Raw genomic sequence first — 20,007 nt, forward strand, 5'->3', positions numbered from 1 at the left:
CGCGAGTACAGCCCCCGGACAACGAATGCCAAAATAGACTCCGCCGCGGCGGGGGCCCTGGGCTGTACCGCGGCGCTGAAACCCCCAAACCCCCCGGGCGAGATCGCGAAGTGTTTGTTGGGGTTGGTGAGCGCAAAAAAGGCCAGTTTGCGGTGTGTAGCGCGGGGGGTTGGCCGGGGCGGTGGGCGACAAATTAAAACCCCAGAAGCCGCGGGGGGGGCCCCCCCCGCCCCCGCCACTACCACCGCATGATCAGAACCCGTAGCGCAGGAAACCACCATCCACGGCGATGCACTCGCCGGTGACATAGCTGGCCGCCGGCAGGCACAGGAAGCCTACCGCGGCAGCCACTTCCTCCGGCTCGCCGATACGACGCATCGGCGTGCGATTGATGACTTCCTCGTAGTAGTCCGGGTCCGACAACGGACCGGACGTGCGCCGCGTGCGGATGTACCAGGGCGCCACCGCGTTGACCCGGATGCCATCCTCCGCCCACTCGACGGCCAGGTTGCGCGTCATCTGGTGCATCGCGGCCTTGGTCATGCCATAGACCACGCCACTGCGCACGTGGGTCAGGCCGGACACGCTGCCGACGTTGACAATGGACGACGACGCATGCCGCGCCAACAGCGGATGCGCGTAGCGCGACAGCTCGAAGGCCGAGAACAGGTTGGTCTCGAAGATCTTGCGCCATTCGTCCTCGGAATACTCCGTGGCCGCCTTGGTGACGTTGCCACCGGCGTTGTTGACCAGGATGTGCAGGCCATCGCTGTGGTCTTCCACCCAGTCCAGGATCTGCCGGCGGTCCTCGTCATCGGAGACATCGGCAGCCAGCGCGTGCACCTGGTGCTGCGGATACACGTCCAGCAGTTCGTCGCGCGCCGTCTCCAGCATATCGATGTCACGGCCCACGATCATCAGGTCGGCACCGAGGCCGGCCAGTTCGTGCGCGATGGCCAGGCCGATGCCGGCGCTGGCGCCCGTAATCAGGGCAGTCTGGCCGTCCAGGCGCCACCGTTGCTGGGTCATGTGTCCTCCGGGGCCGCGCCCGCTGTGTTTCGATGCCGCAAGGATACGCGCTCACGGCAGGGCGTTGCCGGAGATGCGACACTGCGCGAACGCCCACCGCGGAGTACCGCCATGCGCATCCTGATCCTGTTCTTGTCCCTGCTGGCCATCGTGCAGCTGGTGGCCTGCCAGCGTCCGCCGACGCCGAACCCGGAGAAGCCACCGGTACCCAAAGCGATGTCGCATGCGATGCAGGAGCCGCTGGACCGCGCCAAGGGCGCGCAGAAGGCCGTGGATGAAGCCGCCGCACGCGAGCGCAAGGCCGAGGCCGACGCGGCGCGATGACGAGTGGCCTATGGGGTCAGAGCCCTTTGCGAAGCCAAGGGATCAGACCCCATGAACGAGAACGCCCGGCCAAGGCCGGGCGTTTCGCTGTCCAGTAGTTCCACGCCCTGCGTGGATGGCTTCCGTCAGAACCCGCAGAAGCAGTAAGCAAGCGCCTTCACCGGTGCGCCATTGCCCTTCTCGCGGGCCGCGTTCTCGACGAAGCGCAGCTGCGTGTCCACTTCCGGCATCGTGCGTGCCAGCATCATCCGCGCCATGCCCGAATCGGACAGCATCCAGGCACCGGCGCGGCTGCCGGCGAAACCGCTGACGAACTGTGCGAACGGCGTGGCCGCCTTCTCGATGTAGCGCACGCGATAAGCGTCGGCCTTGCCCAGCTTGGCACGGCTGGCAGCGTCGGCCACGGCATCCTTCAGGCCACCGAAGGCATCGACCAGGCCGCGTTCCTTGGCCTGCGCACCGCTCCACACGCGGCCGCGAGCCACCTCGTCCACCGCCTCGACCGGCTTCTTGCGGGCGTCGGCGACGCGGCCGGTGAAGTCGGCGTAGCCCTTGTTGATCACCGACTGGATGACCTGTCCCACGGCCGGGTCCATCGGGCGGGTGACATCGAATGCACCGGCGAAACGGGTGGTGCCGACACCATCGGTGTGCACGCCGATCTTGTCCAGCGCGCGGCTGAAGTTCGGCACCATGCCGAAGATGCCGATCGAACCGGTGATGGTCGACGGATCGGCGTAGATGCGATCGGCATTCATGCTGATCCAGTAGCCACCGGAGGCAGCCAGGTCGCCCATCGACACCACCACCGGCTTGCCGGCAGCCTGCAGCGCCACCACTTCACGGCGGATCTGCTCGGAGGCGAACACCTCGCCGCCCGGCGAATCGACGCGCAGCACCACGGCCTTCACGTTGTCGTCGTCGCGCGCGGCGCGCAACAGCGCTGAGGTCGACTCGCCGCCGATGCGGCCGGCCGGCAGGTCGCCACCGCTGATCTCGCCGGCAGCCACCACCACGGCCACCTGCGGACGCGAGTCCACCGGGTTGCGGCGCGCGTCGAGCAGGGCCAGATAGCGGCCGAAGTCGACGTTGCGGAAACCACCGTCGGCATCTTCGTCGGCCACGCCGCGCTCGATCATCAGATCCTCGAATTCCTCGCGGGTCTTCAGCGCGGTCACCAGCGTCTGCTGCAGCGCGAACTTGGCCAGGTCGCCACCGGCGGCGGCAATGCCTTCCGGCAGCGTGTCGATGCCGGCAGCCAGCTGCGCCGGATCCAGGCGGCGCGCCTTGGCGATGTCGCCCAGATAGCGCTGCCACACATCGTTCATCCAGAACAGGTCGGCTTCCTTGGAGGCCGGCGACGCGGCGTCGAGCACGTACGGTTCGGCCGCGGACTTGTACTCGCCCACCTTGAACAGGTGCACGTCCACGCCCAGCTTGTCCTGCAGGCCGGTGCGGAAGTACTGGCGGTAGCGGCCGAGGCCTTCGAGCACGACCGAACCCATCGGGTCCAGGTAGACCTCGTCGGCCTGCGCGGCCAGCAGGTACTGCGACTGGCCCATGCTCTCGCTGTAGGCCACCAGCTGCTTGCCGGAGGCACGCAGATCCTGCAGCGCGGCGGCCACTTCGCGCAGCGAAGCGAAGCCGGACGGCTGCAGCTTGTCCAGCTCCAGCACCACGCGCTCGATCTTCTTGTCGTCCTTGGCCGACTCGATCACCCGCAGCAGATCGCGCAGCTGGATCTCTTCGGCACCGTTGTCACCCACTGCCTTGGCCAGTGCGCGGCTGACCGGATCGGCACTGAACTGCTCGACCAGGCGGCCCTCCGGCGCGATCACCAGGGTGGTGCGGTCCTGCAGCGACTTGCTGGCACCGGCGCCCATGCCGGCGGCGATGACGAACATCACCAGCAGCAGGAACAGCAGGCCGAAGAACACCAGGTTGAGGATCAACCGGCGGGTGAAGTTCATGACGTCCCACAGCCCGATGAAGAAACTGGCGACGGGGTTGCGACGCGCCGGGGGCAGCGGGGGCACGGGTTGATTCATGGAACGCTCCGGATGGCTTCTTGCCGTGGTACCAGCATAGCCGGTGCCGCGTGATGCGGCATCGGACACAAGTCAGGGGATCGCCCGCCATGGGTCGGCATGGCGGGCAGGAAGATCAGGACAGCGCGGACTGCCCGATGCGCTGGCTGCTGCGGCGCAGGCGCCAGCCCATCAGGATGGCAGCGGCAGTCAGGCCGACGATCAGGCCGATCCACATGCCCTGCGGGCCCATGCCCAGCCCCAGGCCGAGCCCGGCGCCGAGCGGCATGCCCAGGCCCCAGTACGCGAACATGGCGATGAACATCGGCACGCGGGTGTCCTTGAGGCCGCGCAGCGCGCCCGCCGACAGCACCTGGATGCCGTCCGGGAACTGGAAGGTGGCCGCGTACAGCAGCAGGGTCGAGGCCAGGCCGGCCACTGCCAGGTCGTTGGTGTACACACCGACGATGGCATCGTGGCCGAACAGCAGCACCGCCGCTGACAACGTCTGCGTGCCCATGATGATCGCGTAGCCGGCCCAGGCCGCACGCCGCACGCCGAAGCCGTCACCACGGCCGACCGCATGGCCGACGCGCACGGTGGTGGCCTCGGCCACGCCCATCGGGATCATGAAGCACAGCTGCGCGACGTTGATGGCGATCTGGTGTGCCGCCGCTTCATTGGCACCCAGGCGGCCGATCAGCAAGGCAGTGACGATGAACAGGCCGCCTTCCATCAGCACGGTGATGCCGATCGGCAGGCCGGTGCGCAGCAGCTCCCAGATCGCCTTCCAGCGCGGTCCCTCGAAGTGCGAGAACAGCTGCAGATGGGCGAAGCGCTTGGTCCGCCACAGATACAGGGCGAATGCGGTTGCCTGCAGCCACATCATCACCGCCGAAGCGATGCCCAGGCCCTCGGCCCCCAACTCCGGGAAGCCGAGTTTGCCATTGGCCAGCACGTAGCCCATCGGTGCCAGCACCAGCAGGCCACCGAAGCCGAGCAGCATGGTCGGCAACGTCCAGTGCATGCCCTCGCTGAGATAACGCATGCAGAAGTACAGGGTCAGCGCCGGGCCGCCCCAGCGCACCGCATGCAGGAACGCGGTCGCCCCCGGCACGATGTCCGGCGCGATGCCGAAGGCCGGCAGCAGCGGCGGCACCACGGTGAGGAAGGTGAACATGATCAGCCCCAGCCCCAGCGCCAGCCACAGTGCCTGGCGGAACAGCGGGCCGATCTCGCGCTCGCGGCCGGCGCCGTGCAGCTGCGACACCGAAGCGGTGAGCGAGATCAGGGTGCCGATCGGAATCAACATCGGCAGCCACAACAGCGCCGTACCGATGGTGACTGCGGCAAGGGTCGCCGTAGCGTGGTGGCCGGCAATCACGTTGTCGACGAAGGAGATCAGACCGGTGGACACATGGCCCAGCACGAGCGGCAGGGCGAGCAGACCGGTGGCGCCGACTTCCTTGCTGAAGCGCGGCGTGGAGGTTGCAGTAGACATAAGGTGCTTGACGCGAACTGCGGTTGCGCGCGAAGGGCACAGGCACCGGGTTGCGGGCGCTCATCTTACGCGGGCGGCGCCTGCATTCCCATGACATGGCGTGAATGCTGGGTTTCAGCCGCCCCACACAAAAAAGGGGACGGAGGGGATTAAGTCGTATCAGGCCAGTCAGTGCCGAATGCGACTTAATCCCCTCCGTCCCCTTTTCTACTGGCCGGCCTGGCGCTTCAGCCAGCAGTCGCGCTCGGCGGCGGGCACGGCGAGGAAGGCGCTGCGTACCGTGTCGCGTTCCTGCGGCGGCGTGCGCTGCGCGACCAGGGCCAGCTGGGCCAGCTGCGCCGGGTTGAGCTGGCGCAGCACGGCCAGCGCGGTCTCGCGTTGCTCCGGTGGCACGAATCCGAACAGTCCGTGCAGCTTGGGGAATTCCAGGCCCAGCTGCGGGCCCAGCCGCCATCCGTCGCGGAACGCCTGATCCTGCGCCTGGAATTGCTGCCGCATGCGCTGCTGTTGATCGGCCGGCAGCGAATTGAAGCGCGCAGCCGCCTGACGGATGCGCTCGCGCTCTGCTTCCGGCAATGCGCGCCAAGCGGCGTAGTCGGCACGGCGCTGTCGCTGCTGCTGCGTATCCAGCTGGGCGAATTCCGCAGGTGCTGTTGCAGCGGCCGACGCCGGCGTGGCCGGCGAACTGCCCGGAACTGGTGGCGGCAACGGCACACTCAACGGCTGCGGTGCGGCGGACAGCGACAGCGGCAGGGCCAGCAGCAGGCTGGCGAGCACGGACTTATTCATCGGCGGCAGCCGTTTCCAGCGTGGCACTGGCCGGCTCCGGCCGGCTCGGCTTGGCTTGCGATTCATCCACCGGCAGCGGGCCGCCCGCGGCAGTCCACGCGTACAGGTCGGCATCGGCGACCAGCGGGTAGTCGCGGTCTGCCAGCATCGCTGCGTCATCATTGGCTTGCGCCTGGCCCGCGTCCGGTGTGGCGTCGACCTTGCTCGGTGGCAGGGCTTCCACGGTCACCGGACCGGCTTCGCCCACCACGCCCTCCGGCAAGGGTGCATCGCTGCCGAACGAATGTCCCTGCAGGTAGCGCCAACCCAGCGCCGCGGCCAGCAGCACCGCCACGGTCGCCAACAGGATCAGCGGACCGCGCCAGCGCGGCTTGGCACTCGCCCGACGGCGCTTGGCGTTGGCGGCCGCACGCTCGTCCCGCTGCGGTGCGCGCCAGCTGGAGGCCGGTGCTTCATTGTGGGTGGTGGGTGCGGCCGGCTGCTGCAGTTGCTGCAGGCGCGCGGCCGGCAGGTCACGGACACGCGCCTGTACCTGCTCGGCCAACTGGCGCCAGGCCACGGCATCGGGCCGGCCCTGGGCGTCACGCGGGCAGGCATCGGCCAGCAGGTGCTGGTAGCCGGCCTCGTCCTGGTCGAGCACGCGCATGGCGATGCCCTCGTCCAGGCTGCCGCCCACCCGCAGCAGCAGCGCCAGTCGTGGAAGTGGCGGCATCGCGCCCAACGCGGCCAACGACGGCGCCCACTGCCCGCCCGCCGGCTCGCGCAGCGCCTGGCGCTGGCCCAGCAGGGTCCAGAAGCGGGTCGGCCATTGCGCCATCGGCAGGTCGCTGGCGACCGCCGCAAACGCGCGCATCACTGCCACCAGGGTCTGCTCGGCACGCGCGGCATCGCCGCACTGCAGTTCAGCCACCACCAGGGCGCGGCGTTCGACGCCACGCAGGAACGCCGACAGCGCGCCGGCCGCGGTCGAGGAAACAGGGGCGGGCACAGCCGTCATCGGTCACTCCAAAGGTCTGCCGGCATGATAGCGGCAGCCCATCGGCACCCGTAGGACTTGCGCCCACAGGCACTTCGTGCTGCAGGTTGTGCACAGCACCACGCTCCCCGCGCGGGAAATTGCGGCATGCAGCTGAATTCACTCTGTTTCAGCAATGTTTCACACTCAAGTTGTTGATTTTGAATGCCTTTCAAGTGTGGCGATTTTTTGACCAACACAAGCGTGAGCTCGTCGCCATCGGCCTCCTGCGTTCCCGTCGACCGGTAACGCACAACGTTATCCACAGAACATGTGGATAAGACTGAATCTCCAATGGACACCGATATTTAGGTGACATTTATGATTCAACGGTCGTCGCCCGGGCACGTCTGCCCCCTGCCATTCGCGCGTGCATGGCCCGTTACACTGGCCCGATGCTTTCACCCATTCCGACCCTGCAGGTCGCCCTGCCCGTCCCCCTGCCCCGTCTGTTCGACTACCTGTCGCCGGAGGGCGATGGCCCCACGGCCGCGGTCGGCTGCCGCCTGAAGGTGCCGTTCGGCAACCGCGAGCTGGTCGGCGTGGTGGCTGGCCACGGCCAGACCGACGACGGCCAGGGACTGCGCCAGGCGCTGGCCTGGTGCGACCGGCAGCCGCTGCTGCAGGGCGAACTCTGGCAGAGCCTGCAGTGGCTGGCGCGCTACACCCATGCGCCGCTGGGTGAGGTGCTGAGCACCGCCCTGCCCGGACCGCTGCGCCATGGCGAGGCCCTGCCCGACACACATCACTGGGGTTGGCAGCTGACCACCGAAGGCCACGCCCAGCGCGAAAAGCTGCGCGCCGGCAGCCGTCCGCGGCAGCTGGCCGAGCTGCTGGCCGGAGCGATCGTGGATGAGGACGTGCTCGGCGAACGCATGGCCGACTGGCGCACCGCTGCACGCAGCCTGGCCAAGCGCGCGCTGGCCGAGCGCGTGGCGATGACGGTGGCACCGCAGCATGCGCAGCCGCTGCCCGGCCCCACGCTCAACCCGGACCAGGCCGGGGCGGTGGCTGCGATCAACGCTGCCGACGGCTTCCAGCCGTTCCTGCTGGACGGCGTGACCGGCAGCGGCAAGACCGAGGTCTACCTGCAGGCGATCATCCATTGCCTGGCGCAGGGCAGGCAGGCGCTGGTACTGGTGCCGGAAATCGGCCTGACCCCGCAGACCCTGGCACGTTTCCGCGGCCGCCTGGGCATCGCCGTGCACGCCTTGCATTCGGGGTTGAACGACAACGAGCGCGCGCGCGTCTGGGCGGCCGCCTCGCGTGGCGAAGCACGGGTCATCGTCGGCACCCGCTCGGCGGTGTTCACGCCATTGCCGCAGGCTGGCCTGCTGATCGTCGACGAGGAACACGACGGCAGCTACAAGCAACAGGACGGCATCCGTTACCACGCGCGCGATTTCGCCCTGGTCCGGGCCAAGGCACTGGGCATTCCGGTGCTGCTCGGCAGTGCCACCCCTTCGCTGGAAACGCTGCATAACGCCTACGCCGGGCGCTACACGCACCTGCGCCTGAAGCAGCGCGCCGGCGATGCACGGCCACCGCGCGTGCGCATCCTCGATGTACGCAAGCGGCCGCTGCACGATGGCCTCTCGGCCGATGTGCTGGCCGGCATCGGCGAACACCTGCAGCGTGGCCAGCAGGTGCTGGTGTTCAAGAACCGCCGCGGCTATGCACCGGTGCTGCTGTGCCACGACTGCGGCTGGACCGCGCCGTGCCAGCGCTGCGATGCGCCGATGACCGTGCATGGTGGCGGCCGACGCCTGCAGTGCCACCACTGTGGCGCGCGCCAACCGGCGCCGTTGGCATGCCCGGCCTGCGGCAGCCTGGCGCTGCAGCCGCAGGGCATCGGCACCGAACGCCTGGAAGAACACCTCACCGCCGCCTTCGCCGATTTCCCGGTGGTGCGCATCGACCGTGGCACCACCTCACGCCGCGATGCGCTGGAACAGCAGCTGGCGAAACTGGGCGACCAGCCCGGCATCCTGGTCGGCACGCAGATCCTGGCCAAGGGCCACGACCTGCCGAAGCTGACCCTGGTGGTGGTGGTCGGCATCGACGAAGGCCTGTTCTCCGCTGACTTCCGCGCCAGTGAGAAACTCGCGCAGCAGCTGATCCAGGTGGCCGGTCGCGCCGGGCGTGCACGTGACCCCGGCGAGGTCTGGCTGCAGACCCATCACCCGGGTCACCCGCTGCTGGAAACCCTGGTGAGCGGTGGCTACCACCCGTTCGCGCAGGCCGAGTTGAACCAGCGGCAAGCCGCAGGGTTCCCCCCGTTCGCGCACCTGGCGTTGATGCGCGCCGAAGCGCAGCAGGTGGAGCATGCCAATGCGTTCCTGCTGGCTGCGCGGCAGCTGCTGGGCGAGCAGAACGGGGTGGAGGCGTACGGCCCGATGCCGGCGCCGATGCCGCGGCGCGCGGGCTACCAGCGCACACAGCTGCTGCTGTCGGCGCCGCAGCGGCCACCCTTGCATGGCGTGCTCGCGCAGCTGGTGCCGCAGCTTTATGCGCTGCCGGAAGCGCGCAAGGTGCGCTGGTCGCTGGATGTGGATCCAACGGACCTGTATTGATCCCGTAGAGCACTGCCGAGCATGGCTCGGCACTACCTTAGAGCCGAGCCGTGCTCGGCTGCGTTTCAGTACCGGGCAGTGCTTACGTCAGCGGCGACATCACGCCGCGCTGGTAGGCCGGCCGCTCGCGCAGGCGCGCATACCAATCCGCCAGGTGCGGAAGCTCCGGTCGCTGGATCGGCAGTTCGAACCAGGCATAGACCAGCGAGCCCAGCGGGATGTCGCCCATCGCGAACGTCTCGCCCGACAGCCACGGCTGCCTGGCCAGGGTGGCGTCGGCCATCGCCAGGTAGTCACCGGCGCGCACGATGGCGGCATTGATCCGCGCTTCGTCGCGGTCGGCCGGCGCGGTGCGCATGATGCCCCAGACCAGGTCGCTGTACAGCGGCGCCATCCGCGAAGTGCTCCAGTCCATCCACTTCTCGGCCTGGGCGCGTTCCATCGGGTCCTCGGCGTACAGGGTGCCCAGCGCGTAGCGGGCGCTCAGGTAGCGCACGATGGCGTTCGATTCCCACAGCGGCAGGCCGTGGTCTTCGATCACCGGCACCAGGCCGTTGGGATTCATCGCCTGGTACTCCGGCGTCTGCGTGCCGCCGTGGCTGCCACCGACCTCGATGGATTCGTACGGCAGGCCGATTTCCTCAGCACACCACAGCACCTTGCGGACGTTGCTGGAATTGCGGCGGCCCCAGATCTTCAACATGCGGGTTTCCTTTGCTGGCAATGCGAGCGGCAACGATACGCCTGATCGTTACGGGTGTGTGCGTGCCGGATGCGGGATCTTGCGTCTGTAGCATGCCGGCCAGCGGCCGGCACTACCGGTTCTTTTGCCGGCACTACCGGTTCTTTTTTGGCAGCGCGCGCACGTAGGAGGACTTGCCATCCTTCTTCAGCTCGAACAGGCCGATCGCCGCCAGCAGGTCGCTGAGCTTGCCGTAGCCATAGTTGCGCGGATCGAACGAAGCCTGGTTGCCGATCTGGCTGCCGACCGGGCCGAGGTGCGACCAGCCATCCTCACCCTCGGCCGCGGACACCGCACGGCGCAGCATCTTCACCAGCCGGGTGTCACTGCGCATTTCCGCACCGCTCTTGCGTGGCCGGGCATCGTCGTTGGCCACCGGCTCGTTCGAGGCCTGCTCGCTGGACGCCTGTTCGGCATCCGGCACGCTGGCATGGGTCTGGCCCAGTGCCTCCAGGTAGGTGAACTTCGAGCACGCATTGACGAATGGCTCGGGCGTCTTCTTCTCGCCGAAGCCATATACCTTCACGCCATCGGTCAGCAGGCGCATCACCATCGGGGTGAAGTCCGCATCGCTGGAGACGATGGCGAAGCCATCAAGGTTGCGCGCGTACAGCAGGTCCATGGCATCGATCACCATCGCCATGTCCGAAGCGTTCTTGCCCTTGCTGTAGGCGAACTGCTGGATCGGGCGGATCGCATACTCATGCAGCACCGCTTCCCACCCCTTCAGTCGCGGGCTCTTCCAGTTGCCGTAGGCACGGCGCACGTTGGCCACGCCGTAGCGGGCGACTTCCGCCAGGACCTCGTCGATCTTCGAGGCCGGCGCATTGTCGGCGTCGATCAACAGGGCGATGCGCTTTTCCGGTTCGCTCATGGGCTCCTCACGGGCCGTTGCCTGAACCCGAGTATCGCCGATCCGGGCCGGCGCTGACGTGACAGGTGGCCGCCGTGCGAAGATGCCAGGCGCTTCCCCCGATGCCCCCACTGGAGTGAGTCGATGAGTCGCGAACGCGTTCCCCACCTGGTCGTTGTCGGCGGCGGTTTTGCCGGTCTCTGGGCCACCCGTGCCCTGGCCCGCGAGCGCATACGCATCACCCTGGTCGATCGCCGCAACCATCACCTGTTCCAGCCGCTGTTGTACCAGGTGGCCACCGCCGGCCTGTCCGCGCCGGATATCGCCGCACCGCTGCGCCACATCCTCGGCCACCAGCGCAATGTGGAAGTCCGCCTCGGCGAAGTGGTGGCCATCGACAAGCAGGCGCGGCAGATCCGCATGGCCGATGGCAGCACGCTGGACTACGACAGCCTGCTGCTGGCCACCGGCGCCACCCACGCCTACTTCGGCAACGATCAGTGGGCCGATGATGCGCCCGGCCTGAAGACGCTGGACGATGCCATCGCGCTGCGCCGCAAGCTGCTGCTGGCGTTCGAACGCGCCGAGGCTGAACCGGATCCGGCGAAGAAGGCGGCGTGGCTGAGTTTCGCCATCGTCGGTGGTGGTCCCACCGGTGTCGAACTGGCCGGCACCCTGGCCGAGATCGCGCGCCACACGCTGCGCAACGAATTCCGCCACATCGACCCGGCCAGCGCCAGGGTGCGGCTGGTCGAGGCTGGGCCGCGCGTGCTGTCCTCGTTCCCGGATGTGCTTTCGCTGAAGGCGCGCCGCCAACTGGAAAAGCTGGGCGTGGAAGTGCTGACCGGAACCCCGGTGAGCGACATCGACAGCCAGGGCTTCAAGCTCGGCGAACAGTTCATACCGGCGCGCACCGTGGTCTGGGCCGCCGGCGTGGCCGCTTCACCGCTGGCGCGCACGCTGGACGTGCCACTGGACCGCGCCGGACGCGTGCCGGTGCAACCGGACCTGACCCTGCCCGATCACCCGGAGCTGTTCGTGGCCGGCGACCTGGCCGCACTGAGCCAGGCCGACGGCAAGCCGGTTCCCGGTGTGGCACCGGCCGCCAAGCAGATGGGCAAGTACGTGGCCGAGGTGATCCGCGCACGGCTGCACGGCAAGCCCGAGCCCGGTCCGTTCAAGTACGCCGACTACGGCAACCTCGCCACCATCGGCCGCATGGCCGCGATCGTGCACCTGGGCCGCCTGCAGTTGTCGGGTGTGCTGGCGTGGTGGTTCTGGCTGGCCGCGCATGTGTTCTTCCTGATCGGCTTCCGCAACCGCATCGTGGTGCTGCTGAACTGGGCGGTCGCGTACTGGAGCTACCAGCGCAGTGCGCGCATCATCTTCGGTGATGACCGCGACGACCGGCGGCCAAGGCGGTAGGGCTGCACGCAACGGGGTCGGATCCCTTTCCGCAGGAAAGGGCTCTGACCTCGTCAACACCCTCCACGCATGGCGTGGATCTACTGGTTCATCGGGCCACCGGACACCCGCCGTTTCGACCAGGTCCGGCAGAAGTCCTCCTTCCTCGCGGTGTCGGCAATCTGCGCGGTACTCCAATGCCGGGTGATCCAGATCGTCAATGCGGTACTGCTGAGATGCCAGCGCAGCATGCCGCGCTGCGGTTGCCGCCACAGGTGGCGCCGGGCAATCCAGAAGGCCTCCCGCTCCACTTCGGGCATCTTCTTCATTCCGTCCTTGTCAAAAGACTCAGCGGTGAAGTGCCAGGGATTCATCGGTTGGAATCCCGCCCGTGGTTCGCTGCTGCACGCTGCCACACCACTGGGCGCGCGTTCGGCCGGCTTCGGCCGACCGCCTGCCAATGCCAGCCCGAGCAGGTACAGCAGGCCAGGCAACAGCGCGATGCCGGCGACCAGCACGACGACAGAGATCCATGCTTTGCCGGCGGCACGCATCGCTCACTGTGCCTTCGGCTTTGGATACCACAACGCGTTGACGATGACCCAGCGCTGGTCGAAGCGCCCCATATGGAAGTAATCGACGAACCACGGGGTCTCCAGCCGCACCGAGGCCGCGTTGCCGGTCACGTCCAGCACCGTGCAGCGACGATCCCATTGATCCTTCGGGGTCTTCAACGCGCCCTGCTTCGTCAGCAAGACCAGTTCTTCCTTCGACATCCGGCGCAGGCCCAGGCGTTCGTCGGGTGTATCGCCGAGCACAGCGCGCTCGGCCAGGTCCGGGTGCAGGGAACGGGCGACGCGCTGTGGGTCCGCCTCCAGCTGGCCATAGACGTAGTCATGGCAGGTGGCTTCGATGGCCGCGAGGGTGGCCGGGTCGGCGGCAGGGCTCGTTGCTGCGGAAAGAGCGAACAGCAGGGCGATCGTCGACATCCGGGTCTCCAGCTCTGGGCGCGGGGCGATCATCGCATGGGCCGGGTAGCCCATCCACGCACGGCGTGGATCTACTGTAGAGCCGAGCCCATGCTCGGCTTCACCATCAGGCAGCAGCAACAACAGCCGAGCGTGGGCTCGGCTCTACAAGAGCGCCTGCAGCCAGGCCAGCTTGCGTTCGCGGGGCTGCTGCTTGAGTTGCCACTCGGCGCGTGAGGCGGCGGCCCGGTCCGGGTATTCGCGCACGGCCAGCACGCGCAGCGGTGGCCGGGCCCGGGTGTAGCGCGCGCCCTTGCCGGCCTGGTGGGCGGCGAAACGCGCGTCCACGTCGGTGCTGATGCCGGCGTAATAGCTGCCATCGCGGCATTCGAGCAGGTACAGGAACCACGGGCGGGCGGAAGGGGCCATGCCTGGATTATGCCGTGCTGCACTGCAGCGGATATACTGGCGCCCGAATGCAGGAGAGAGGCGCCGCGCTGGCGCCCGCCGAAGGCGCAGGCTCCCATGATCGCTCAGGCCGGTGGGCTGGAATCCCACCAACCATGCATTCGACTCGCCGAGCTGGAGAGAGGTCACCGGGCATGCCCGGGACGATCCGCCGAAGGGGCACGCGGCCAACACCGCTGAACTCTCAGGCAAAAGGACAGCGGGAGCGGCACCGGTCATCGTCATCCCGTCATTGCGCAGGCAGTGGTGGCAGTTGCGCATGGCCGGCCCCACCGCGCCCGGAGCCTGTTCCATGCTGCTGTCCATCATCTACCTGATTGCCATTTCCGCCGAAGCCATGACCGGTGCACTGTCTGCCGGCCGCCGCCGCATGGACCTGTTCGGTGTGGTCATGATCGCCTGTGTCACTGCCCTCGGTGGTGGATCACTGCGCGACATCCTGCTCGGCCACTACCCGCTGGGCTGGGTGAAGCATCCCGAGTACCTGGGGTTCACCGTATGCGCGGCGCTGATCGCCACTTGGGTGGCACGCTGGATGCACCACTTCCGCCGCACCTTCCTGGTACTCGACGGACTGGGCCTGATCGCCTTCACCCTGATCGGCTGCTCGATCGCGCGGGAAGCCGGCCATGCGATGCCGATCGTGCTGATCGCCGGCATGCTGACCGGGGCGTTCGGCGGCGTGCTGCGCGACATCCTCTGCAACGAGGTGCCGCTGATCTTCCAGAAGGAGCTGTACGCGATCATCGCGCTGCTGACCGGCGCGGCGTATCTGTTGCTGCTGCAGTGGGGCGTGGCCGACGCCACCGCGATCCTGTGCTGCCTCGGCGGCGGCTTCGCGCTGCGCCTGATGGCGATCCACTACCGCTGGGAAATGCCGAAGTTCGTGTACCACGACGAAGTGCATTGAGGTTCGCGTTCGCCTGGGGTTCCATGCTGGGCGCGGATCGACTGCACCACCCCGGCGATGTACCTGGCGCTGTCGCTCATGCGCAGCGCCAGGCGCATCGCCGGTGCAGATGGGCCGGTCTCCAACTCCGGCCGGCCCTGATCGCGGCCGCACCCCCGCAGGCGCTGGCCGCCATCCACACACGTGCCGCCATCAGGCGGCTTCATTCACGCCGCTTCGGACACCTTCACTTCACGACGGGCACGCACGGCCGCAGCCAGTCGCTCCAGCACGGTCACGGTGGTGTCCCAGTCGATGCAGCCATCGGTGATGCTCTGCCCGTAGACCAGCGGCTGGCCTTCCACCAGTTCCTGGCGGCCCCCGACCAGATGGCTCTCGATCATCACGCCCACGATGCGCTGTTCGCCGTCTTCCATCTGAGCGGCGATGTCGTCGATCACCTTCGGCTGGTTCTCGGGGTTCTTCAGGCTGTTGGCATGGCTGGCATCGATCATCAGGCGCGCCGGCAGCTTGGCCTTGGCCAGCACCTGGCAGGCCTCAGCCACGCTGCCAGCGTCGTAGTTCGGTTGCTTGCCACCGCGCAGGATCACATGGCAATCCGGGTTGCCGGTGGTCGACACGATGGCAGTGCCGCCCTGCTTGGTGACCGACAGGAAATGATGCGGGTTGGATGCCGCACCCACCGCGTCGGCGGCGATCTTCACGTTGCCATCGGTGCCGTTCTTGAAGCCGACGGGGCACGACAGCCCCGAAGCCAGCTCGCGATGCACCTGGCTTTCGGTGGTGCGTGCGCCGATCGCGCCCCATGCCACCAGGTCGGCGATGTACTGCGGCGAGATCACATCGAGGAATTCAACACCGGCCGGCAGGCCGAGCTTGTTGATGTCGCGCAGGAGGCCACGGGCGACGCGCAGGCCCTTGTCGATCCTGAAGCTGCCGTCCAGGTCCGGGTCGTTGATCAGGCCCTTCCAGCCCACCGTGGTGCGCGGCTTCTCGAAGTACACGCGCATGACGATTTCCAGCTCGCCAGCCAGCGCGTCGCGCAGCGGCTTCAGGCGCTGGGCGTACTCGATGGCGGCCTTCGGGTCGTGGATCGAGCACGGGCCCACCACCACCGCCAGGCGGTCGTCACGGCCGTGCAGGATCTGGTGCAGGGCCGCGCGCGAGGCGCTGACGGTGTCGGAAGCCTCATCGTCACAGGGCAGCATCGCCAGCAGCTGGGCGGGCGGTGTCAGCGGTTCGATGGTGCGGATACGCAGGTCGTCGGTGTGCGGGGGCATTGCAGGAGATCTCCGGAACGTTGGGGGTCCCCAGCGTGGCGGCATGAAAAAAGCCGCCAGGTTCGCTGGCGGCTTTCGGGAATGCGTCTGAAGCTTTCTTCAGGGTGAGCGCAGTCCTTCCTCCGCCAGTGGCTTCGGAAAGTAATACCAGTAAAAGCGGGTGGCGGCTGCGTTCATGGGATCTATTGATAGCACAGCTTTTGCGCAGTGCAAAATGTTTCATCCGCAACTGGGCGCGCGGTTCAGTGATGCGCCTGACCGCGCAGCCCACGCGGTGGCCGCCGTGCAAGGTCGCTCATCTTCCATGCACTTCCACGTCCAGCAGCAGGCCTTCGTGGATGTCGGCCCAGCGCTCCAGCACGCGGTCCAGCTCCTGCCGGGCCTCGTCCAGCTGCTCGGGATTGAGCAGGGAACGGATGGTGTAGAGATCGGACACCAGCCGGCGCAGTACCGCTTCCGGGATGGCCACCGAGGGCCCTTCCATCTGCGGCAGCTGCAGTGCCGGCGTATCGCCCTGCGGGCCGTACAGCGTTACCTGGAGCGTGCTCTGCATGATCAACTTCCCTGCGGATGGACATGGGCAATGTCCTGTTTACCGCGTCCGGGTGACAGACGCATGTGCCATGCGCCTCCGGAGGCGCTGTTACAAGGTGGCCAGAGCGGTGTAGAGCTCGATGAGGGTGTAGGACATGGAAGGCCTTCCTTGAGGTTGATGAGGTTGCCGGCCAGCGGCCGGCACTACCGCAACGAGCGCATGGCGCGTTTGCGGATGTAGGCATTGGCATCGCCAGGGTGCTGCTGTTGCCATCGTGCGCACAGCTCACGCAGCCACTGCGGTTGAGTCTTGCCGGCATCGTTGAGCCAGTTCCCGACCGAGTCCTGCACGTAGCGCTCCGGGTCGTTGGCCATTGCTTCCAGCATCGGCAACGCGAGTTCTGGATGCTGCTTGAACAGCGCGATATGCGTGGACCACACGCCTCGTGGGCGCAGCGCTTCGCAGGCGAAGCGGCGCAGGTAAGGCGATGCTTCCTGCGTCCACACCTGCAGGTACTCAAGCGCCTGCAACGGTGCGGCAACGATGTCGCTGCGCAGCGCCAGCCATGCCCATTCGCGCACGCCGAAGTGCGGGTCGTCAGCCAGCGGACGCATCGCCCGCAGCTTGGCCGGCAGCGCCGCGCCGGCATCGCTGCCAATCAGGTAGCAGGCCCAGCCACGCACGGTGTCTGATACGTGTGCCTGCCAGTGCGCGGGATCACCCTGGCCGGCTTCGTGCAGCAACCGCGCCGCCAGCGCCATGCGCTGGGTGATGCCCTTGCCGGAGGCGTCGCGCATACGTTGCAGCGCTTCCGGCTCGAGCACAGGTGCCACCCCCTGCAACAGCGCGGCGAAATCCACTGCCAGGCATTCGGCCAGATGCGTGGCAGCGGCACCACCGCTGTTGAGTGCACGCAGCCGTTCCGCGGGAATGGGCGTGCTCATGCGGCGGCTTCCCGCCCGGTGTCCGTGTGCTGCCAGACCTTGTGCAGCAGTTGTGACAGCTGCTGCCGTTCATCAGCATCCAGGCCGTTGAACAGGCCGCTGATCCATTGAGTATGCCGCTCGAACAGCGACTCGGCCAAACGCTTGCCCGGTGCGGTCAACACGATCTGCAGACGACGGCCATCCTCGTCATCGCTGCGACGCTGCAGCAGGCCTTCGCGCTGCAGGCCATCGAGCAGGCCGCTGATGGTGGCCCGGGTCACGCCAGCGCGCTCGGCCAGCGCGTGCGGCGCCAGTGCGCCGCAGGCCCCGTGCAGCAGGAACAGCACGATGAAGCGACCCTCGCTGAGCCCGTGCAATGCCAACCGTGCAGCGCAGTCGCGATCGATCGACGAGGACAACGAGAGCAGCTGGAAGCACAGGCGCAGCTGCGCGATGTTGGCGTGGCCGCGCCGCTGCGCTTCCTCCAGCAACGCCTGATGCTTGGCTTCGATCATCCTTTCCTCACCTCATGATTAGGCGCCTAATCATATGGAGGAGCGGCCAGTGGAAGCAAATCGGAGTTGACTCAGGAAGTGCGCCCCAGCAGCAGCCGCGCGATCAGCCCCCCGCCCTCGCGGTGCAACAGCTGAAGTTCGCCCGCGTGGCGCTTCGCCACGTTGGTAGCCACGGCCAGTCCAAGTCCGGCGCCCCCGGTGGCGCGGCTACGCGAGCCCTCGCTGCGCTGGAACGGTTGCAGCAGGCGTGCGCGATCGATCTCGGCGATGCCAGGGCCGCGGTCCATCACGTCCAGCTGCACTCCATCACCCGCCGTGGCGACCCACAGCTCCACGTCGCCCGCGTAGCGCTCGGCGTTGTCGATGAGGTTGTCGACCGCGCGCCGGAGCAGCAGCGCATCGCCATGCCACGGCAACGTATCCGGGCCCTGAAGGGAAATGTCGACCCCGCGCAGCAGCGCCGCCTGCACGCAGTCCTCCAGCAGCGCTGAAAGATCCAGCATCCGCATCTGCAACGGCTGCAGCTCACCGCGTGCGTAGTCGAGCACCTGCTCGATCATCGTATCCATGCGCTCGATGTCTGCCACCATCCTGGCGGCCTGTGGCGCGGGAGCGAACTCCGCGCGCAGGCGCAGGCCGGTCAAGGGCGTGCGCAGGTCATGCGCCACGGCCGCCAGCATATGCGTCATGTCCCGTGCCTGGGCGCGCAGACGTTCGCGACCGGTGCTGATCGCTGTGGCCAGTACCTGCACTTCGCGTGGACCGTCATCAGGCAACGGCGTTTCGGCCTGCAGGTCGACCCGTGCGCTGGCTTCAGCCAGGCGTCGCAGCGGGCGCCCCAACCGGATCGACGCCCACGCCGCCAGAGGGGCCAGCAGGATCGCACCGCCCAGCAGGGCGAGCATCACCTGGCGGCGCCAGGCCGCCAGGTCACTGTGGTCGCTGCCGACCACCCGCCATCGGCCATCGGCTTGCCGCATCCCCAGTTCGAACGGCGGCCACTGCATGGCGGTCAGCAACGCGGCCTGCGATTTCAGCACGCCAGCACGAGCGGAGGCGTCCAGTACCGCGCCACCCTCGATGACCTGCACATCGGGCGCCCTGCCCTGCCCCGTCCACACCAGGCGTACATTTCTGGCCGGCAGGTCCATCTGCAGCGCCGCCAACTGGGTGAGCCAGTCACTGGCGCTGCCCCGGGGTGGCGCGTCCTGCGTCGACATATGCAATCCCAGTGGCGCCGGCGCCTGTTCCCCACGCAGCACCTGCATCGCATGGTCCAGCCGCATCGGTGGCGGCGCGGGCCGGGGCATCCACCCCACTACCGCCACGCTGACCAGGGTTGCCAGCAGCAGGCTGGCCAAGGCCAGCATCGCGATCCAGCGGGTGGTTGACCACCGGCTGCTCACAACACCCCTACCTCCGCGTTGAAGCGGTACCCTTCGCCACGCAGTGTCTGCACAAGGGCTTCAGCGCCGGACGCGGCCTGCCCGAGCTTGCGGCGCAGGCGGCTGATCGCAAGATCGACGGCACGGTCCACGCTGTCGCTGGCTTCGCCGCGACTCAACTGCAGCAGCTGTTCGCGCGCCAGCACCCGCCCGGGACGTTCAGCCAGTGCCAGCAGCAGGGAGAATTCACCGCGGCTCAGCACCAGTTCGGCGCCATCCGGCGCGAACAGGCGACGCTGGTCAGGCAGCAATCGCCAGCCATCAAACCGCAGCTCGCTGGCCACCTGTGCGCGCAGCTTGTCCTGCCTGCGCAGCAGCGCGCGTACCCGCGCCAACAGCTCGCGCGGGTCAAACGGCTTGGCCAGGTAGTCGTCCGCGCCCATCTCCAGGCCGATCACGCGATCCGGCGCGGCCCCCATCGCCGACAGCATCAGGATCGGGATCGCCCGCGCCTGCAGCCGGCGGCATACCGACAGGCCATCCTCACCGGGCATCATCCAGTCGAGGATGATCAGGTCAGGACGTTCAACCTGCAGCAACACGTCCAGCGCTGTTGCATCCGCCGCCACACGCACCTGGTAGCCGTGCAGCAGCAGGTGGTCGGCGATGGCGTCACGAATGCTGGCATCGTCATCGACGACGATGACGCGGATGGGAGTGTTCATTGCCTCAGTATCCCGCACCTGTGTATCAGGACGGTATC

At 67.7% G+C, this 20,007-nt stretch carries 20 protein-coding genes and 2 riboswitches; of the genes, 4 read left to right on the forward strand and 16 right to left on the reverse strand.

Features of this window, described 5'->3' with window-relative positions:
* Window positions 1–252: 252 nt before the first annotated feature.
* Window positions 253–1,029 carry an SDR family oxidoreductase gene (locus WDC87_RS09080; RefSeq protein ID WP_014038643.1) on the reverse strand — a complete coding sequence of 259 codons (777 nt, stop codon included), beginning with the start codon at window positions 1,027–1,029 and terminating at the stop codon, window positions 253–255.
* Window positions 1,030–1,140: 111 nt separating this feature from the next.
* Between WDC87_RS09080 and WDC87_RS09085 the strand changes: the two genes are divergently transcribed.
* Window positions 1,141–1,353, forward strand: coding sequence for a hypothetical protein (locus tag WDC87_RS09085; RefSeq protein WP_005419638.1), 213 nt, complete (start codon window positions 1,141–1,143; stop codon window positions 1,351–1,353).
* Between the two features lie 125 nt (window positions 1,354–1,478).
* Here WDC87_RS09085 and sppA read toward each other — a convergent pair whose 3' ends face one another.
* The 4 genes from sppA to WDC87_RS09105 all read right to left on the reverse strand — a co-directional run bounded on the left by sppA (window position 1,479) and on the right by WDC87_RS09105 (window position 6,667).
* Window positions 1,479–3,401: a signal peptide peptidase SppA gene (sppA, locus tag WDC87_RS09090; RefSeq protein ID WP_252744777.1), complete on the reverse strand. Its 1,923-nt coding sequence runs from the start codon at window positions 3,399–3,401 to the stop codon at window positions 1,479–1,481.
* Between the two features lie 115 nt (window positions 3,402–3,516).
* Window positions 3,517–4,881 (reverse strand): MATE family efflux transporter, encoded by a 1,365-nt coding sequence (locus WDC87_RS09095; RefSeq protein WP_005419642.1) that lies wholly within the window; start codon window positions 4,879–4,881, stop codon window positions 3,517–3,519.
* Window positions 4,882–5,088: 207 nt separating this feature from the next.
* A complete protein-coding gene (locus WDC87_RS09100; protein ID WP_088496607.1) occupies window positions 5,089–5,670 on the reverse strand; it encodes a DUF3106 domain-containing protein in 582 nt (193 codons plus the stop codon).
* Window positions 5,663–6,667: a hypothetical protein gene (locus WDC87_RS09105; RefSeq protein WP_088496608.1), complete on the reverse strand. Its 1,005-nt coding sequence runs from the start codon at window positions 6,665–6,667 to the stop codon at window positions 5,663–5,665. Before WDC87_RS09105 ends, WDC87_RS09100 begins: the two co-directional genes overlap by 8 nt.
* Before the next feature lie 413 nt (window positions 6,668–7,080).
* On the opposite strand from WDC87_RS09105, the gene WDC87_RS09110 reads away from it, so the two are divergent.
* Window positions 7,081–9,258 (forward strand): primosomal protein N', encoded by a 2,178-nt coding sequence (locus WDC87_RS09110; protein WP_252744784.1) that lies wholly within the window; start codon window positions 7,081–7,083, stop codon window positions 9,256–9,258.
* 82 nt (window positions 9,259–9,340) lie between these two features.
* Here WDC87_RS09110 and WDC87_RS09115 read toward each other — a convergent pair whose 3' ends face one another.
* Window positions 9,341–9,961, reverse strand: coding sequence for a glutathione S-transferase (locus tag WDC87_RS09115; protein WP_072167265.1), 621 nt, complete (start codon window positions 9,959–9,961; stop codon window positions 9,341–9,343).
* Between the two features lie 133 nt (window positions 9,962–10,094).
* Window positions 10,095–10,874: an NYN domain-containing protein gene (locus tag WDC87_RS09120; protein WP_049470953.1), complete on the reverse strand. Its 780-nt coding sequence runs from the start codon at window positions 10,872–10,874 to the stop codon at window positions 10,095–10,097.
* A gap of 123 nt (window positions 10,875–10,997) precedes the next feature.
* On the opposite strand from WDC87_RS09120, the gene WDC87_RS09125 reads away from it, so the two are divergent.
* Complete coding sequence (locus tag WDC87_RS09125) at window positions 10,998–12,278, forward strand: NAD(P)/FAD-dependent oxidoreductase (RefSeq protein ID WP_180868880.1); 1,281 nt, start codon at window positions 10,998–11,000, stop codon at window positions 12,276–12,278.
* A gap of 80 nt (window positions 12,279–12,358) precedes the next feature.
* Here WDC87_RS09125 and WDC87_RS09130 read toward each other — a convergent pair whose 3' ends face one another.
* The 3 genes from WDC87_RS09130 to WDC87_RS09140 form a co-directional block, all read right to left on the reverse strand.
* Window positions 12,359–12,811 (reverse strand): hypothetical protein, encoded by a 453-nt coding sequence (locus WDC87_RS09130; protein WP_072167267.1) that lies wholly within the window; start codon window positions 12,809–12,811, stop codon window positions 12,359–12,361.
* A 3-nt stretch (window positions 12,812–12,814) separates the two neighbouring features.
* Window positions 12,815–13,246, reverse strand: a complete 432-nt coding sequence (locus tag WDC87_RS09135) for a nuclear transport factor 2 family protein (protein ID WP_252744778.1) — start codon at window positions 13,244–13,246, stop codon at window positions 12,815–12,817.
* A 144-nt stretch (window positions 13,247–13,390) separates the two neighbouring features.
* Window positions 13,391–13,654: a GIY-YIG nuclease family protein gene (locus WDC87_RS09140; protein WP_111008366.1), complete on the reverse strand. Its 264-nt coding sequence runs from the start codon at window positions 13,652–13,654 to the stop codon at window positions 13,391–13,393.
* 40 nt (window positions 13,655–13,694) lie between these two features.
* Window positions 13,695–13,784: riboswitch (glycine riboswitch) on the forward strand.
* Between the two features lie 13 nt (window positions 13,785–13,797).
* Window positions 13,798–13,901: riboswitch (glycine riboswitch) on the forward strand.
* Window positions 13,902–13,985: 84 nt separating this feature from the next.
* On the opposite strand from WDC87_RS09140, the gene WDC87_RS09145 reads away from it, so the two are divergent.
* Window positions 13,986–14,603 (forward strand): trimeric intracellular cation channel family protein, encoded by a 618-nt coding sequence (locus tag WDC87_RS09145; protein WP_072167270.1) that lies wholly within the window; start codon window positions 13,986–13,988, stop codon window positions 14,601–14,603.
* Between the two features lie 206 nt (window positions 14,604–14,809).
* Here WDC87_RS09145 and WDC87_RS09150 read toward each other — a convergent pair whose 3' ends face one another.
* The 6 genes from WDC87_RS09150 to WDC87_RS09175 form a co-directional block, all read right to left on the reverse strand.
* On the reverse strand, window positions 14,810–15,883 hold the full coding sequence (locus WDC87_RS09150) for a 3-deoxy-7-phosphoheptulonate synthase (protein ID WP_072167272.1): 1,074 nt from the start codon (window positions 15,881–15,883) through the stop codon (window positions 14,810–14,812).
* Between the two features lie 295 nt (window positions 15,884–16,178).
* Window positions 16,179–16,436 (reverse strand): hypothetical protein, encoded by a 258-nt coding sequence (locus WDC87_RS09155; protein ID WP_252744779.1) that lies wholly within the window; start codon window positions 16,434–16,436, stop codon window positions 16,179–16,181.
* A 185-nt stretch (window positions 16,437–16,621) separates the two neighbouring features.
* A complete protein-coding gene (locus WDC87_RS09160) occupies window positions 16,622–17,362 on the reverse strand; it encodes a DNA alkylation repair protein (RefSeq protein ID WP_252744780.1) in 741 nt (246 codons plus the stop codon).
* The gene (locus WDC87_RS09165) at window positions 17,359–17,859 is read right to left on the reverse strand and encodes a MarR family transcriptional regulator (RefSeq protein WP_252744781.1); all 501 of its coding nucleotides are present in this window, start codon (window positions 17,857–17,859) and stop codon (window positions 17,359–17,361) included. The genes WDC87_RS09160 and WDC87_RS09165 overlap by 4 nt, the downstream gene beginning before the upstream one ends.
* A 71-nt stretch (window positions 17,860–17,930) precedes the next feature.
* Window positions 17,931–19,229 (reverse strand): HAMP domain-containing sensor histidine kinase, encoded by a 1,299-nt coding sequence (locus tag WDC87_RS09170; protein ID WP_252744782.1) that lies wholly within the window; start codon window positions 19,227–19,229, stop codon window positions 17,931–17,933.
* Between the two features lie 32 nt (window positions 19,230–19,261).
* Window positions 19,262–19,969: a response regulator transcription factor gene (locus tag WDC87_RS09175; protein ID WP_061478145.1), complete on the reverse strand. Its 708-nt coding sequence runs from the start codon at window positions 19,967–19,969 to the stop codon at window positions 19,262–19,264.
* Between the last annotated feature and the right edge of the window lie 38 nt (window positions 19,970–20,007).

This window comes from Stenotrophomonas maltophilia group sp. Smal12 (assembly GCF_037079935.1).
GTDB classification, from domain to species: Bacteria; Pseudomonadota; Gammaproteobacteria; order Xanthomonadales; family Xanthomonadaceae; genus Stenotrophomonas; species Stenotrophomonas sepilia.

Coding starts and splice junctions, on each gene's coding strand:
- WDC87_RS09080 (WP_014038643.1), bottom strand. CDS start 1,029: ATGACCCAGCAACGGTGGCGCCTGGACGGCCAGACTGCCCTGATTACG.
- WDC87_RS09085 (WP_005419638.1), top strand. CDS start 1,141: ATGCGCATCCTGATCCTGTTCTTGTCCCTGCTGGCCATCGTGCAGCTG.
- sppA (WP_252744777.1), bottom strand. CDS start 3,401: ATGAATCAACCCGTGCCCCCGCTGCCCCCGGCGCGTCGCAACCCCGTC.
- WDC87_RS09095 (WP_005419642.1), bottom strand. CDS start 4,881: ATGTCTACTGCAACCTCCACGCCGCGCTTCAGCAAGGAAGTCGGCGCC.
- WDC87_RS09100 (WP_088496607.1), bottom strand. CDS start 5,670: ATGAATAAGTCCGTGCTCGCCAGCCTGCTGCTGGCCCTGCCGCTGTCG.
- WDC87_RS09105 (WP_088496608.1), bottom strand. CDS start 6,667: ATGACGGCTGTGCCCGCCCCTGTTTCCTCGACCGCGGCCGGCGCGCTG.
- WDC87_RS09110 (WP_252744784.1), top strand. CDS start 7,081: ATGCTTTCACCCATTCCGACCCTGCAGGTCGCCCTGCCCGTCCCCCTG.
- WDC87_RS09115 (WP_072167265.1), bottom strand. CDS start 9,961: ATGTTGAAGATCTGGGGCCGCCGCAATTCCAGCAACGTCCGCAAGGTG.
- WDC87_RS09120 (WP_049470953.1), bottom strand. CDS start 10,874: ATGAGCGAACCGGAAAAGCGCATCGCCCTGTTGATCGACGCCGACAAT.
- WDC87_RS09125 (WP_180868880.1), top strand. CDS start 10,998: ATGAGTCGCGAACGCGTTCCCCACCTGGTCGTTGTCGGCGGCGGTTTT.
- WDC87_RS09130 (WP_072167267.1), bottom strand. CDS start 12,811: ATGCGTGCCGCCGGCAAAGCATGGATCTCTGTCGTCGTGCTGGTCGCC.
- WDC87_RS09135 (WP_252744778.1), bottom strand. CDS start 13,246: ATGTCGACGATCGCCCTGCTGTTCGCTCTTTCCGCAGCAACGAGCCCT.
- WDC87_RS09140 (WP_111008366.1), bottom strand. CDS start 13,654: ATGGCCCCTTCCGCCCGCCCGTGGTTCCTGTACCTGCTCGAATGCCGC.
- WDC87_RS09145 (WP_072167270.1), top strand. CDS start 13,986: ATGCTGCTGTCCATCATCTACCTGATTGCCATTTCCGCCGAAGCCATG.
- WDC87_RS09150 (WP_072167272.1), bottom strand. CDS start 15,883: ATGCCCCCGCACACCGACGACCTGCGTATCCGCACCATCGAACCGCTG.
- WDC87_RS09155 (WP_252744779.1), bottom strand. CDS start 16,436: ATGCAGAGCACGCTCCAGGTAACGCTGTACGGCCCGCAGGGCGATACG.
- WDC87_RS09160 (WP_252744780.1), bottom strand. CDS start 17,362: ATGAGCACGCCCATTCCCGCGGAACGGCTGCGTGCACTCAACAGCGGT.
- WDC87_RS09165 (WP_252744781.1), bottom strand. CDS start 17,859: ATGATCGAAGCCAAGCATCAGGCGTTGCTGGAGGAAGCGCAGCGGCGC.
- WDC87_RS09170 (WP_252744782.1), bottom strand. CDS start 19,229: ATGCTGGCCTTGGCCAGCCTGCTGCTGGCAACCCTGGTCAGCGTGGCG.
- WDC87_RS09175 (WP_061478145.1), bottom strand. CDS start 19,969: ATGAACACTCCCATCCGCGTCATCGTCGTCGATGACGATGCCAGCATT.